This is a genomic window from Flavobacterium sp. 2, assembly GCF_049949195.1.
In the GTDB taxonomy this organism is placed as follows: domain Bacteria; phylum Bacteroidota; class Bacteroidia; order Flavobacteriales; family Flavobacteriaceae; genus Flavobacterium.
The window spans coordinates 2,007,030-2,021,228 of sequence record NZ_CP188206.1; the positions used below are offsets into that span (position 1 = coordinate 2,007,030).

The window sequence follows — 14,199 nt, forward strand, 5'->3', positions numbered from 1 at the left end:
AAATTCCAATTATGTAGTGGTATTTGAACTTAAAAATTTATTATTATTTGTTTAGTTGCTCCAAGATTTCTTTTACAGTTTCCATATCATCAAAATGATGGCGAACACCATTTATTTCTTGATACGTCTCATGTCCCTTCCCTGCAATAAGAATAATATCATTTGGCTGAGCCAATTGACAAGCTGTTTTTATAGCCTGTTTTCTGTCCGTAATTCTTAATATTCTTTTGTAATTATGAGGTTCAACTCCTTTTTCCATTTCGTCTAAAATCACTTCAGGATCTTCGTTTCTTGGATTGTCAGAAGTTAAAATTGCTTTGTCACTTAAATCCGAAGCAATTTTTGCCATAATTGGTCTTTTTGTTTTATCTCTGTTTCCGCCGCAACCAACAACTGTAATCAATTGTTCATTTTTGGTACGAATGTCATTAATCGTTTTTAATACATTCTCCAATGCATCTGGCGTATGAGCGTAATCAACAACTGCTGTTATATTTCCTGCCGAAACAATATATTGAAAACGTCCCGAAACACTTTCTAAATCAGACAGTAAGCGCAACGCTTCAAGACTATCCATTCCTAGTTCGATTGCCGTTCCGTAAATCGCTAATACATTATATGCATTAAAAGTTCCGATTAGCTTTACCCAAACTTCATTATCGTTTACTTTTAACAGTAAACCAGATAATTGGCTCTCTAAAATTGTTGCTTTAAAATCTGCATATGATTTTAATGCATATGTAAACTTTCTAGCTACTGTGTTTTGTAGCATTACAGTTCCGTTTTTATCATCAATATTTGATAAAGCGAAAGCTGTTTTTGGTAATGAATCAAAAAACGATTTTTTTACATCTCTGTATTCTGCAAAAGTTGGATGATAATCCAAATGATCATGAGAAAGGTTCGTAAAAATTCCGCCTACAAAATGCAATGCTTCCGTACGTTTTTGATGAATTCCGTGTGAACTTACTTCCATAAAACAATGTGTCACGCCAGCTTCGATCATTTCATTTAAAAAATGATTAATCGTAATAGAATCAGGTGTTGTGTGCGTTGCAGGATATTCAGTTTCATCAACCATAATTTTTACAGTTGATAACAATCCAACTTTAAAACCTGCTTTTTTAAACAACTGAAACAACAATGATGCAATCGTTGTTTTCCCGTTTGTTCCGGTTACGCCAACTAATTTTAGTTTTTCAGATGGATCTCCAAAATAATTAGCTGCCATGAAAGCCAAAGCTGTATTGGTATCTTTTACCTGTATATATGAAATTCCTTTTTCAATATTTTGAGGAAGCGTATCGCAAATAATAGCTGTTGCTCCTAGCTGAATTGCTTTTTCAATATAATCGTGCCCATCAGAAAGTGAACCGCGAATGGCCACAAAAACATCATCTGCTTCAACTTTACGTGAATCAAATTCAATTTTTTGAATACCAATTTCTGTCGAACCTGTTACTGATTCGATAGCTACTTTGTATAATATGTCTTTAAGTATTTTCACGATAATTCTAATACTATAATTGCGTTTTTACTAATATTTTGACCAGCCTGAATCGATTGATTCTTTACTTTTCCAACTCCATTTACTTTAACTTTCAAACCTAAATTTTCCAATAAAGCAATTGCATCCATTCCCGGCATTCCTTTTAAATTTGGAATTACATTTGTTTTTGTATTTGATTCCTTCTCAAATTTTGCGTAACTGATTTCTTGTTTTGGAATTTTAGAATCCAGCTGTTTTATTTTATTTGTTGAAGGCGCATCTGTAAATATTTTTTGAGCGATTCTTTTAAAAACCGGTCCGGCAACGTCAGCTCCATAATAATTATTTTTAGCTGTATTTGGTTTATGAACCACTACAATACAAGAATATTTTGGATGATCTGCTGGAAAATATCCCACAAAAGAAGACGCATAATACAATGCCGATTTTCCTTCTTTTCCTCCATAATTCATCTGAGCCGTTCCTGTTTTTCCAGCCATCGAAAAATCTTTCGAATACAATTTAGAACCTGTTCCTTTTTTGACCACGTTCTGTAAAACAGCTTTTAATTTTTTAATTGTTTCCTGTGAACAAACCTTTGGATTAATTACTTCTACATCGAATTTCTTAATTGTTTTGTTCCATTCTTTAATTTCGGATACAAATTGCGGTCTTACCATTACACCATTATTCGCAACTGAATTATAAAATGCCAATGTTTGCATTGGTGTAACTGAAACTGAATATCCAAAAGCCATCCATGGAAGCGAAATTCCCGACCAGCTTTTACCTCCCGGATGTGGAATAATTGGTCTACCTTCTCCTTTAAAATGCAATCCTAACGGTTTATCCAAACCAAAATTTCTGATATGATCTACAAATTTTGATGGATTGCTTTTATAATTATCATAAACCGCCTGAACCATTACCGTGTTTGACGAAAGTTCAAAGCCGCGAGCTAAAGAAACTTTTCCGTAACCACCATTATGTGAATCGCGTACAGATCTTCCATAATATTTTACAATACCATTGTGACTGTCATAAACCGTACTTGTATCAGCTACTTTATCTTCTAAAATTGCCATTAAATCAACCAATTTAAAAGTTGATCCTGGTTCGTGAGACTCTGCTACAGCATAATTTGTCGTTTCAGTATACGATCCGTCTTCACCTCTTCCTAGATTCGAAATTGCTTTTACATGTCCCGTTTCTGTTTCCATTACAACAACACAACCGTGATCCGCTTCGTAATCCTGAAGTTGTTTCAATAAAGCGTGATGTGCAATATCCTGAATAAATACGTCTATTGTTGAAATCACATCATAACCATCAATCGGATCTACTTCATTTACATCACGAATTGGTTTCCATTGCCCTTTTGCAATTTTTTGCTTTAAGATTTTTCCATCTTTTCCGTTCAAATAACTTTTAAAAGCCCATTCGATTCCTTTTCCAACTTCAATTCCGGTAGCAGGATCAATTCGGTCGTAACCAATAGTTCTTTCAGCAATTTGTCCAATTGGATGTTTTCTAACTGTTTCTTGTTCAACTATAATCCCACCTTTAAAAGCGCCTAAATTGAATAACGGAAAACCTTTAATTTTTACATATTCAGTATAACTCAACTTTCTAGCAATCAAATAATAGCGATTTTTATTTGCTCTCGCTCTTCTTAATTCCTGTTCATAGTAACCTGCTGGCCTATCCAAAACTGTAGCTAACGAATCTGATAAAGCTTTTACATGCTTTTCAAAAGTTTCAGTTTTTGGTGCTTTTGCATCAAATCGAATTTCATAATTTGGGATTGATGTTGCCAGTAAACTTCCATCAGCCGAATAAATATTTCCTTTGTTAGCCGGAATGATAAAATTTCTAACTGTGCGCTGTTTTGCTAATTGTCTGTAATGATCTCCGTCAACCCATTGAATATTGGTTAATTTAACGACAATAGCAATTGCCATCACAAAGATGAAAACTGCTACGAGGTAAATTCTGTAGGATATATGTTTATCGTCTACTGCCATATTCTTTTAAAGAAACTTTTTTCTTCTTCTTTTTTAACTTCTATTTTTATTGGAGGAACCGTTGATGGAAAAATCTGTTTTTCAAGCATTTTATCCGAAATCGTTGATTCCATTTTTAATTTCATTAATTCTGAACGTCGGTCCACAAATTCTGAACGTAATTCTTTTACTTCATTATTCAGTTTTGCAATTTCAAAAACCTTTTGTTCGTATCGCTGTGTATTTGCAATCATCAAAATGGCAAGCAAAATGATAAAAACAATGAAACGCCAGTTTTTAATTGCGTCATCATTGATTAGAAATCTTGCTTTTAATATGCCAAATACTCCACTTTTCATTTCTACCTATATATTATATCTTTTCAGCAATCCTTAATTTTGCACTTCTTGCTCTGTTATTGATTTTGATTTCAGCATCGTCAGGAACAATCAATTTTCCGATAGTTTTAAACGGAACTGAAAAGTTTCCATAAAAATCACGCTCTGGCTCTCCTTCAAACATTCCATTTTTGATGAATCTTTTTACCAGTCTGTCTTCTAAAGAATGATAAGAGATTACAGAAAATCTTCCGCCCGGATTCAAAATCTCCAATGATTGCTCAATAAACTCTTTTAAAACATCCATTTCCTGATTTACTTCAATTCGAATTGCCTGATAAATCTGAGCCAATACTTTATTTCGAACTTTCTCAGGTAAATATTTCTTCAAAACTTCCTTTAGCTCATCTGTTGTTTTGATTGGATAATCTCTTCTCGCTTCAACAATTGTTCTGGCTAAGGCTGGTGCGTTTTTCAACTCCCCATAATCAAAAAAAACACGACGTAAATCCTGTTCTTCATATTCGTTAACCACCCGATAAGCACTCAAATCATTTTTTTGACTCATCCGCATATCTAGATCGGCATCAAATCTTGTAGAAAAACCTCTTTCAGGAACATCAAACTGATGTGATGAAACTCCTAAATCTGCCAAGATTCCATCAACTCCTCTTACACCATGAAAACGCAAGAACCTTTTTATAAATCTGAAATTCTCATTAATTAAGGTAAACCTTTCATCTGGCAGTGCATTTGCAAGTGCATCTTCGTCTTGATCAAAAGCAAACAATTTTCCATTTGGTCCTAAGCGTCTCAAAATTTCTTTTGAATGGCCGCCGCCTCCAAAGGTTACATCCACATATACACCATCAGGTTTAATATTTAAACCATCAACTGTTGGATGAAGCAAAACCGGATTATGATATTCCATTGTCGTCGTCATTAATATTTCCCATTACCTCCTCGGCTAAATCAGCAAAATCCATATCTTCGCCGCTTATTGATTTTTCGTATAAATCTTTATCCCAAATTTCCACAATATTAACCGCAGAAGAAAAAACAACATCTTTAGAAATACTTGAAAAAGCAACCAAATCTTTCGGCACTAGCAATCTCCCTAATGCATCAATCTCTACCATTTTAACACCAGCAGTAAATCTTCGAATGAAATCATTGTTTTTTTTCACAAAGCGATTAAGCTTGTTGATTTTTTGCATCATCAAATTCCATTCTTCCATTGGGTACAATTCTAAACACGGCTGAAAAACGGAACGTTTCAAAACGAAACCGTCCTGAAGCGAAGAAGCCAATTGCTTTTTCAAAGGTGCAGGCATCATTAGCCTTCCTTTAGCATCAACTTTACACTCATATGTTCCAACAATTGTGTTCAAAAAAATCAATTAAGATGTTATAGGACAAAAATATAAAAAAAAATACCACATTTTACCACAATATACCACTTTGTTAATAAGTTTAACCACTTTTCTACCACCTTCATTAAACAATAGACAATCAATACGTTAACTTATTATTAGCGTTTTCTTAATAACGCTAATCATTCAAAAAAAATAAGCACTAATTTTCTTAAAAAAATGCTTTTTCTCTTGATTTCTTAACATTTCAAGCTTTTAGCTAAAAACACCATAAATTCTGATTTCTAAGCACTTAGATATTCTACAAAAATTATCTAGTTAAAAATCATCAGCAAAAATTCATTTTTATTTATTTAACCCTATATTTGTCCAAATTGAAATTGGCATAAGATTAAATGGACAAACACTACAAAAAAGAAGGCAAATACAGCTATTTTGAAGCTGGAGAAGGAACTCCTATCGTAATTTTGCATGGGTTAATGGGAGGCCTTAGTAATTTTGATGGTGTAGCACAATATTTCCCATCAAAAGGATATAAAGTTGTTATCCCGGATTTGCCAATCTACACGCAAAGCATTCTAAAAACTAATGTGAAAAGTTTTGCCAAATACGTAAAAGACTTTATTACTTTTAAAGGTTTTGACAAGGTTATTCTTCTTGGAAATTCTCTTGGAGGACATATCGCTTTATACCACACAAAGCTTTATCCTGAAAAAGTTGCCGGACTTGTAATAACCGGAAGCTCTGGTCTTTACGAAAGTGCAATGGGCGACAGTTATCCAAGAAGAGGTGATTATGAATACATCAAAAAGAAAGCTGAAGATGTATTTTATGACCCAAAAATTGCAACTCCTGAACTTATTGATGAAGTTTACGCAACTGCAAATGACCGTATTAAGCTCATTAAAACTTTAACGATTGCCAAAAGTGCAATTCGTCATAATATGGCTAAAGATTTGCCAAAAATGACAGTGGAAACCTGTATTATTTGGGGTAAAAACGATTCTGTAACACCTCCAAATGTTGCTGAAGAATTTGATAAATTATTGCCTAATTCAACTTTGTATTGGATTGACAAATGTGGACACGCCGCTATGATGGAACATCCTGATGAATTCAACGAGATTCTTGAAAAATGGCTTACTGAGCAGAAATTTTAGCATTTGACTTTCAATTTTTAAAGAAAGTCTAAAAACAAAAAAACATGAAAATTACTTCTGCCGAATTTATTGTCAGCAATTCTGACGCCTCTAAATGCCCGGCTGAATTTTTACCGGAATACGCATTTATCGGCCGATCAAACGTGGGTAAATCCTCATTGATCAACATGATTACTAATCATAAAAATTTAGCAAAAACATCAGGAAGACCTGGAAAAACACAATTAATAAATCACTTTAAAATCAACAACAATTGGTTTTTAGTCGATTTGCCAGGTTATGGTTATGCTAAAGTTTCTAAAAAAACCAAATCTGTTTTCCAGCAATTTATTACGGATTATTTTGAAAACAGAGAACAGCTTGTATGCGCTTTTGTTTTGATTGACATTCGTCATGAAGCTCAAAATATTGACATTGAATTTATGTCGTATATGGGGGAAAGCGAAATTCCGTTTTGCATTATTTTCACCAAAGCCGATAAAATCAGCAGAGTAAAAATTGACTCACATATTGCTGCGTACAAAAAACAAATGTACGCTAACAATTGGGCCGAAATGCCTCATTATTTCGTTACCTCATCGACAGAATCAATTGGAAAAGAAGAGCTTTTGACTTATATAGACGAAGTAAATCAGGAAGTTTTTAAAAACAACTCAGGGTTTTAAACTCCAATAGAAAGAGAAAATAATCAACAAAAAAATCCCAAATTTCAATTTTAAAAGTTTGGAATTTGGGATTTTTTTATTGGAATTTCTTTTCCTACTTTTGAACGAATTAACTTATCATTCATGAAAGAAAACAAACTTATTTGTAGCATAATTTTACTTTTCCTCCTTTTTTCCTCTTGTAGTACGCCAGCATTTCTTTTTTTAACACCTAAACAAACCGGGGTCGATTTTACTTCTGGAAAATGGCTTTTAAACGAAATAGACGCACCTAAAAATTCCAAAGACCACTTGACAGCTGAATCCATGAAATTCTTTAGAAAAAACCTTGGAGAACGCATATCATACATTCACGATGTAAATGGATTACTTCTTCCTCGAAAAATCCCTTTGAATCCCAATAAAACAAAACTAAAAGAACTTAAAGAAGGTACAGGATTTGACTTTTTTATCAATATTTCCACAAAAAAGAATAAAAGCGACTTCGCTACAATCGAACTATATCAGAGCGATAGTGAAACAGGAAAAAATGAAGCTTCGGTAATTGTAGAAATTTACGATTTAAATCTGCAACAAATAATTTATTCCCAAAATGTAGTGGGCATCACAAGAAAAGAAGCTTCGGAGTCAGTGTGGCAAACTGAAAAATCAGATAAGCTTATAGACAATATCGCATTTTACAAAAACTCCAACCAATTGATGACAAAAGCTTTGAAAAAAATTTTAAAAGACATCGATAAAAAATCAATCAAATAAGTTCCAAATACGCAATAAAAAAATCCCAAATTCCAATTACAAAATTTGGAATTTGGGATTTTATTTTTGAATTCTAATTACTTAGTAAGTTCCAATTTTTCTGCAAAGTAATCACAAAAATCTTTCATTGTATCCGACATCTTTTCGTCGTCAGTCGCACGTTTGAAAGTATCTGCCATTGCAACTAATGTCTGGTGAAAAAAGATTTTCATTTCATCAACCGGCATCTCTTTTGTCCAAAGATCAATACGCATAGTTTCTTTTGCTTTGCTGTCCCAGATAGACAACATAATTGCTTTTGCTTCTTCAGCCTGCACACCACCGTCCTGCGCACTCCAAGTTAATTTTTCCGGAACGCGGTTTTCGTCTAATTCTATATTGAATTTAATTTCTGAATTTATTGTATTTGACATTATTTCTTAGGTTTATATTTTGACTTCTCGAAAATTTCTTTCGAATTAACTTTTAATAATTCCGGCAAAGTTACGTTGTTATTTTTCATATACGAACGCACAATCTGCCATCCAATCCATGCGCCCACTCTTCCTGGCGAATCATTGTCGATTTCTAAATAAAATTTAGAAAACGGAGCTGGAGCAATAAATCGGGTAGTAAGTTTTGGATCGTCACTGTATAGCATTTCTTTTTCCATAAAATAACGCCACATATAAGCTTCGTTTTCTTCGCACCATTTTATTTGTTCTGGCGTATATCCAATTTTATCCGCATCAGTGTATTCAGGTAAAAGCAAATCTTTTGCATACAACTGTTTTCCTTCAAAAATCATTTGAGAAACTAAATTTCTATCCGGAAAAGCAGGAGTATTTCGATATGTAAAACTCGATACTACATCTGGCATGATTTGTTTTTCTTCAAAATTCTGTTTTAGATAATTCGGGAATTCATAAAACTTATGTTCTTTTCCTAAATATAGTTCCAGAGCGACAATAACCAAACTGTCAGCATAAATTGCTTTGGCCGTATAATCCATTTCTCCAATTACAGTAATTACCTTTGGCGTTTTGGTTTTAGGAAAATAATATTTTACATGTTGAAAAAGCGAATTGAATTCCTGACGTACTGGCTCAAAATTGGAATATTTCTTCTGCACTTCGCTGTACACTTCTCGCCAAATTGGTTCCTGCATTTTTTGAAGCCAGACAGCATCATTATTTCCTGCAGGAAAAAAATACGGATATTGCTTTTTTAATTTCCCAAGATCTTCTGGTTTAGCTTCAAAAAACGCCTTATCAAAACGTTCTACTTTAATGTCAACCGGAATTTCCTCAACTTCTTTTTCGACTTTGCTTTTTTGCTCACAGGACAAAAAAAACACGCATAGAAGCAACGTAAAGCGATATAACTTCATTTTATTTTAATTAGATTTGTGTTGCATAAATTTAAATAAATCCATACTTAAAAATATTTGTGCAAATATACATCCCTGTATCTTAAAACTTGAACTATTATGGCTAAAAAAAGTACTATTCAAACAGAAAAAGTAAATATCCACATTGTAGAGTGGCTAAAAAATTATGCTGAACGCGCAAAAGTAAATGGTTTTGTAATTGGAATTTCTGGCGGAGTTGATTCTGCTGTCACCTCAACTTTATGTGCTCAGACCGGTTTACAAGTTTTATGTGTTGAAATGCCAATTCATCAAGCCGAAAGTCAAGTTTCAAGAGGAAGAGAACATATTGAGCAATTAAAAAAACGTTTCCCTAATGTTTCAAGCGTAGAAACCGATTTAACGGCCACTTTTGAAGCTTTTAAGACATCGGTTCCAAAAACTGATGACGAAGCAAAGGTTAATCTTTCTTTAGCTAATACACGCGCTCGTATTCGAATGACTTCTTTATATTATTTAGCAGGAATTCATGGTCTTCTTGTTGCCGGAACAGGAAACAAAGTAGAAGATTTTGGAGTAGGATTTTATACAAAATATGGAGACGGAGGTGTCGATTTGAGTCCGATTGCTGATTTAATGAAATCAGATGTTTATGCTTTAGGAGAATTTTTAGCAATTCCGCAATCAATTTTAACAGCAGCTCCAACAGATGGATTATTTGGTGATAATCGTACCGATGAAGATCAATTAGGTGCAAGTTACGATGAACTTGAATGGGCAATGTTAGCCGCGGAGTCAGGAAAAACGGCAGTTGACTTTGACGGGAGAGAAAAATCTGTCTTCGAAATTTATAAACGATTAAACACCAGCAACAAGCACAAAATGGATGCAATTCCGGTATGTTTAATACCAAAAACGTTAAAATAAAACTTTTTAACATTTGTCAGCTATAAACTACAGAATTTATTTATTAATTTTACCGTTCCAAAAACATGATAACAATTCTAAAAAGGTAAAAATTATGATTAAAGTATGTCTAGCAGACAATCATCCTGTGACGCACTTTGGCGTTAAGTCTTATTTCAAAGACCACGATCAAATTTCAATTGTTGCCAACGTAGGCAATTTTTCAATGGTTAGAGACATTCTTCAGACGAAGGAGATCGACATCCTAATTCTAGATCTAGAGTTAGAAGGTCTTTCAAGCATCTTTGAAGTTAAATCGATCCTGAAAAACTTCCCAAAAACAAAAATTGTAATTTTTAGTGACCTCGCTGAACAAATGTATGCTCCAAACGCAATTAAAGCAGGAGTTTCAGGGTATGTACACAAAACAGAAAAACTTGAAACATTAGGTCTTTCTATTATTAAAGTACATGAAGGAAAAATTATTATCAATGAAACAGTTCGCAAAAACATGGCCCTTATTGCTAAACAAAGCAAGAGCGAACGTTTGTACAGAAAACTTTCTAATCGCGAGATTGAAGTTTTACGTTACTTAAGTGACGGAAAGAAAAACAATGAAATTTCTAAAATCTTAAATCTGAACGAAAAAACGATCAGTACTTACAAATTAAGATTATTGACTAAATTAAACGTAACTAATTTAGTTGACTTAGTAAACAAAGCTAAGACTTTAGAAATTATTTAAATTAATGGTTGATTTGCTTCGGCAAAACCATCAGTCATAAAAAAAAGCTCTATATTGTTTATCGATATAGAGCTTTTTGAATTTTTAGTGATAAGGAACTACTACCCTACCGAGTTTCTTCGAAAAATTATTGAGCAGTTTAGAATAATCCACCACCATTGACAAAACTTCTGAATTATCTTCCTGCGGATCTGTCATCAATGAATTCTTCAAATCATGAATAATTTTTGAAACCAAATACCAACGCAGTGAAAATATTGTATCTGAAACATTTTGTTCGATGGTTACGTTTTTATGTTTCGGAAAAATATTCTGTCCTTCCCAATCGTGAATAACTACTTTTTCATCTTCCATCAAAATATTTGTCACTTCCTGCGCAAATTCTGGAGGTAAATGCATCAAATATTTATCTAAACTGAATGTTTCGTTTTGGTTATAAAAATCAATTAAACCACTGAAGATATTTTGAAACAATGAATTTGATAACTCTATCTCATCTTCCTGCAGACTTAAATATATTTTTTCGAATACTTTATATTCTCTTTTTTCAGAAACTTCTTTTATATTTCCTTCTTCATCGGCTTTTAGGAAAACATCTTCGAAATTTTCAACAACACTTCCATACAAAAGAAGAATTTCAATAACTTTTCTTTCGAATTCATATAAAATATCTACTTTTTGTTCCTGTACCGCTGAATAACCCTGATCTCCTGGATAATCATAACCTTCTGGCGGTCCAGTTCTAGGATCTTCTGGATCTCCTCCTGAGAATGTACCTGCCTGTGGAGGCTGATTTCTATGAACTTCAAAAGGTTTTTGTTCCTGTTTTTGTTTTTTGTTAGCTTCGGCAATATCTTTTTGAATTAACTGTGCCAAAGTACTTACCAAAACCTGCTCCGAAATATCCATAATTCGGGCACATTCCTGAACATATACTTCACGTTGAATACGATCTGGAATTTTCGAAATACTGACAACCATATCCCGAATTAAATCGGCTTTTTTTATTGGATCATTTTTAGCTTCGTTCATTAAAATCGAAGCCTTAAACTGTATAAAGTCTTTACTGTTGTTTTCTAAATAAGCGACTAATTCATCATGCGAATTTTTTCGGGCAAAACTGTCTGGATCTTCTCCATCAGGAAAAGAACAAACTCTTACGTTCATTCCTTCTTCAAGAATCAAATCGATTCCTCGAATAGATGCACGCAATCCGGCAGCATCACCATCAAAAAGTACAGTAATATTTCTCGTCAAACGATTAATCAAGCGAATCTGATCTGGCGTTAAAGCGGTTCCAGATGAAGCCACAACATTTTCAATTCCGGCTTGACTAAACTGAATAACATCGGTATAACCTTCAACCAAATAGCAATTATTTTGTTTAGCTATAGATTGTTTAGCATGATAAATTCCGTAAAGCACTTTACTTTTATGGTAAATATCACTTTCTGGCGAATTCAAATATTTTGCCGCTTTTTTATCATTCGTCAAAATACGTCCACCAAAACCTAAAACTCGGCCGGACATACTTTGAATTGGAAACATTACACGACCTTTAAATCGGTCAAACGGTCGATCTTCTCTTGGAATTGTTAAACCTGTACTTTCTAAAAATTCTAATTTATATCCTTTCCCTAATGCTTCTTTGGTCAAAGCATCCCAGGTTTCAGGAGAATATCCTAAATTAAATTTTTTAATGGTTTCAGTTGTAAATCCTCTTTCTTTAAAATAAGATAAACCAATTGCTTTTCCTTCTTCAGAATTTAATAAAATGTCCTGAAAATATTTGGCTGCAAATTCAGAAACCAAATACATACTTTCACGAATATCAGTATTTGCTTTTTCGGCTTCAGATTGCTCGGTTTCTTCAATTTCGATATTGTATTTTTTGGCTAAATACCGAATGGCTTCCGGATAAGTAAACTGCGAATGTTCCATAAGGAATTTAACAGAATTCCCGCCTTTTCCTGTACTGAAATCTTTCCAGATTCCTTTTGCGGGCGAAACCATGAACGAAGGAGAGCGCTCATCTGAGAACGGACTCAAACCTTTAAAGTTACTTCCTGCACGCTTCAAATTTACGAAATCGCCAATAACCTCCTCTACTCGAGCAGTTTCAAAAACAGTGTCAATTGTATTTTGTGAAATCAAAACGTAAATTTATTTTTTAAAGTTGAAAGCCTGTAAAAGTACATAAATCCATCCTGAAATTTATTTTAAAACTAAAAAAAGTGCCTCTCGCGAAGCACTTTTTCTACTAACTAAACTTAAACTCTAAACTTAATTAAAATCAAATCGAAGTCCCATCGAAATATTGTTTTCCTTAACTAAATTGTCCTGAAACAACGAATTCAAATCGTATTTTACATATAAGCTTAATTCTCTGTAACCAATGTAAGAACTCACGCCGTAAATGAAATTATTTACATTGTATTCTCCTTTTATGGTGCTTTTATATTTTAAATCGTCTTCTTCAAATTTTAAAATCTGTTTTGATTTTACATTAATTCCGGCGTAACCTCCAACTCCAAAACGGAAGCTTTTATGGGTTTTAAAATACGTTTTTCCATCTTTTACTGTCGGTCTTGTAAAATCAAATTCTAAATGCGCAGGAAGCACTAAATACACATTTCTAAAACGTGATTCAGTCAAATTTACGGCATTCGTTTCAAGATTTGTCTGATTGCCATTTACTACAAAATAGCGATTGTCTGTCGGACGAATATTATTGTACATCAATGAAAGTCCGTATTTAGCGTGCAGCAAATTATCGTTTTTCATTAATCTTGAATTATACGTAAAACCCCATTCGTAAAAATGTGAACCTATAAAACTGTAATTAGAATCCTGATATTTACCATCAATCATCGTATTATTTAAGCCAAGTGCAAAAACAAATTGAGATGTGGTTCTTCTTTCGCCTCGAATAGAATCTTTACGTTTATTATTATTCCAGTCATTTTTATCCCAATAAATAACGATTTTGCCTTTTTTTGTCGAATCCTGTTCTTTCAGTTTTCCGTCTACTTTTTGCTGTACAAGATCGTTCAGTTCATTTTGTGCCAAAGTCACTTTTTCTTCGATAATTACCGCTCTAGCTTCTGCCAATTCTTTTTTGCGTTTATCGGCTTGTTCCTGAGTTATTTTTCCTTCAGACAATTGAACGTTTACAGCTTCAACTTCCTGTTTTAAAGTTTCTTTTTCTTCTTTGGTAACTTTCTCGATTTTATTGGCAATTTTCTTAGCTTTCGATTCAAAAGTCTCTTGCCCCATAACCTTGCTTACAAATAAGAAAATTAAAATTACGAGATGAATGGTAAAATTTTTCATGATTGATTTTTTAATTGATTGTGATTGATGATGATTATTTAATTGTGAATTGTTAATGGTAAATTGTAAATTCTTGCTTCTTG

Annotated in this window: 14 protein-coding genes; 5 read left to right on the forward strand and 9 right to left on the reverse strand. The window is 33.3% G+C overall.

From position 1 onward, the window contains the following. Positions 1 to 43: 43 nt before the first annotated feature. The 5 genes from ACNFIH_RS08575 to ACNFIH_RS08595 are packed head-to-tail and all read right to left on the reverse strand — an operon-like array spanning position 44 to position 5,221. The gene (locus ACNFIH_RS08575) at positions 44 to 1,507 is read right to left on the reverse strand and encodes a UDP-N-acetylmuramoyl-L-alanyl-D-glutamate--2,6-diaminopimelate ligase (RefSeq protein WP_426486294.1); all 1,464 of its coding nucleotides are present in this window, start codon (positions 1,505 to 1,507) and stop codon (positions 44 to 46) included. Continuing rightward, a complete protein-coding gene (locus ACNFIH_RS08580; RefSeq protein ID WP_426486295.1) occupies positions 1,504 to 3,513 on the reverse strand; it encodes a penicillin-binding protein in 2,010 nt (669 codons plus the stop codon). The genes ACNFIH_RS08575 and ACNFIH_RS08580 overlap by 4 nt, the downstream gene beginning before the upstream one ends. Next, entirely contained in the window at positions 3,504 to 3,851 is a 348-nt protein-coding gene (locus tag ACNFIH_RS08585; RefSeq protein WP_035651754.1) for an FtsL-like putative cell division protein, read from the reverse strand. Before ACNFIH_RS08585 ends, ACNFIH_RS08580 begins: the two co-directional genes overlap by 10 nt. A gap of 13 nt (positions 3,852 to 3,864) precedes the next feature. After that, the gene (gene rsmH, locus ACNFIH_RS08590; RefSeq protein ID WP_426486296.1) at positions 3,865 to 4,773 is read right to left on the reverse strand and encodes a 16S rRNA (cytosine(1402)-N(4))-methyltransferase RsmH; all 909 of its coding nucleotides are present in this window, start codon (positions 4,771 to 4,773) and stop codon (positions 3,865 to 3,867) included. Continuing rightward, the gene (locus tag ACNFIH_RS08595; RefSeq protein ID WP_026730580.1) at positions 4,748 to 5,221 is read right to left on the reverse strand and encodes a division/cell wall cluster transcriptional repressor MraZ; all 474 of its coding nucleotides are present in this window, start codon (positions 5,219 to 5,221) and stop codon (positions 4,748 to 4,750) included. The genes rsmH and ACNFIH_RS08595 overlap by 26 nt, the downstream gene beginning before the upstream one ends. Positions 5,222 to 5,598: 377 nt before the next feature. Between ACNFIH_RS08595 and ACNFIH_RS08600 the strand changes: the two genes are divergently transcribed. The 3 genes from ACNFIH_RS08600 (at position 5,599) to ACNFIH_RS08610 (ending at position 7,784) form a co-directional block, all read left to right on the forward strand. After that, on the forward strand, positions 5,599 to 6,363 hold the full coding sequence (locus ACNFIH_RS08600; protein ID WP_035651753.1) for an alpha/beta fold hydrolase: 765 nt from the start codon (positions 5,599 to 5,601) through the stop codon (positions 6,361 to 6,363). 44 nt (positions 6,364 to 6,407) lie between these two features. Continuing rightward, entirely contained in the window at positions 6,408 to 7,028 is a 621-nt protein-coding gene (gene yihA, locus ACNFIH_RS08605) for a ribosome biogenesis GTP-binding protein YihA/YsxC (RefSeq protein WP_035651752.1), read from the forward strand. Positions 7,029 to 7,151: 123 nt separating this feature from the next. Beyond that, a complete protein-coding gene (locus ACNFIH_RS08610) occupies positions 7,152 to 7,784 on the forward strand; it encodes a hypothetical protein (protein WP_426486297.1) in 633 nt (210 codons plus the stop codon). Between the two features lie 77 nt (positions 7,785 to 7,861). Here ACNFIH_RS08610 and gldC read toward each other — a convergent pair whose 3' ends face one another. Continuing rightward, the gene (gldC, locus tag ACNFIH_RS08615) at positions 7,862 to 8,197 is read right to left on the reverse strand and encodes a gliding motility protein GldC (protein ID WP_035651749.1); all 336 of its coding nucleotides are present in this window, start codon (positions 8,195 to 8,197) and stop codon (positions 7,862 to 7,864) included. Continuing rightward, complete coding sequence (gldB, locus tag ACNFIH_RS08620) at positions 8,197 to 9,153, reverse strand: gliding motility lipoprotein GldB (protein WP_426486298.1); 957 nt, start codon at positions 9,151 to 9,153, stop codon at positions 8,197 to 8,199. The genes gldC and gldB overlap by 1 nt, the downstream gene beginning before the upstream one ends. Before the next feature lie 99 nt (positions 9,154 to 9,252). Between gldB and nadE the strand changes: the two genes are divergently transcribed. Beyond that, entirely contained in the window at positions 9,253 to 10,059 is an 807-nt protein-coding gene (gene nadE, locus ACNFIH_RS08625; RefSeq protein WP_426486299.1) for an NAD(+) synthase, read from the forward strand. Positions 10,060 to 10,153: 94 nt separating this feature from the next. Next, positions 10,154 to 10,783: a response regulator transcription factor gene (locus ACNFIH_RS08630; RefSeq protein WP_026730588.1), complete on the forward strand. Its 630-nt coding sequence runs from the start codon at positions 10,154 to 10,156 to the stop codon at positions 10,781 to 10,783. A gap of 84 nt (positions 10,784 to 10,867) precedes the next feature. Here the strand turns inward: ACNFIH_RS08630 and dnaG are convergent, their stop codons facing one another. Both dnaG and ACNFIH_RS08640 read right to left on the reverse strand, forming a co-directional pair. Continuing rightward, positions 10,868 to 12,937, reverse strand: a complete 2,070-nt coding sequence (dnaG, locus tag ACNFIH_RS08635) for a DNA primase (RefSeq protein ID WP_426486300.1) — start codon at positions 12,935 to 12,937, stop codon at positions 10,868 to 10,870. 129 nt (positions 12,938 to 13,066) lie between these two features. Beyond that, complete coding sequence (locus ACNFIH_RS08640) at positions 13,067 to 14,116, reverse strand: hypothetical protein (RefSeq protein ID WP_426486301.1); 1,050 nt, start codon at positions 14,114 to 14,116, stop codon at positions 13,067 to 13,069. Positions 14,117 to 14,199 lie beyond the last annotated feature (83 nt).

Bases quoted from the DNA above. Each gene is read 5' to 3' on its own strand.
- ACNFIH_RS08580 (WP_426486295.1), bottom strand. From the start codon at position 3,513: ATGGCAGTAGACGATAAACATATATCCTACAGAATTTACCTCGTAGCA.
- ACNFIH_RS08585 (WP_035651754.1), bottom strand. From the start codon at position 3,851: ATGAAAAGTGGAGTATTTGGCATATTAAAAGCAAGATTTCTAATCAAT.
- rsmH (WP_426486296.1), bottom strand. From the start codon at position 4,773: ATGACGACGACAATGGAATATCATAATCCGGTTTTGCTTCATCCAACA.
- ACNFIH_RS08600 (WP_035651753.1), top strand. From the start codon at position 5,599: ATGGACAAACACTACAAAAAAGAAGGCAAATACAGCTATTTTGAAGCT.
- yihA (WP_035651752.1), top strand. From the start codon at position 6,408: ATGAAAATTACTTCTGCCGAATTTATTGTCAGCAATTCTGACGCCTCT.
- ACNFIH_RS08610 (WP_426486297.1), top strand. From the start codon at position 7,152: ATGAAAGAAAACAAACTTATTTGTAGCATAATTTTACTTTTCCTCCTT.
- gldC (WP_035651749.1), bottom strand. From the start codon at position 8,197: ATGTCAAATACAATAAATTCAGAAATTAAATTCAATATAGAATTAGAC.
- gldB (WP_426486298.1), bottom strand. From the start codon at position 9,153: ATGAAGTTATATCGCTTTACGTTGCTTCTATGCGTGTTTTTTTTGTCC.
- nadE (WP_426486299.1), top strand. From the start codon at position 9,253: ATGGCTAAAAAAAGTACTATTCAAACAGAAAAAGTAAATATCCACATT.
- ACNFIH_RS08630 (WP_026730588.1), top strand. From the start codon at position 10,154: ATGATTAAAGTATGTCTAGCAGACAATCATCCTGTGACGCACTTTGGC.
- ACNFIH_RS08640 (WP_426486301.1), bottom strand. From the start codon at position 14,116: ATGAAAAATTTTACCATTCATCTCGTAATTTTAATTTTCTTATTTGTA.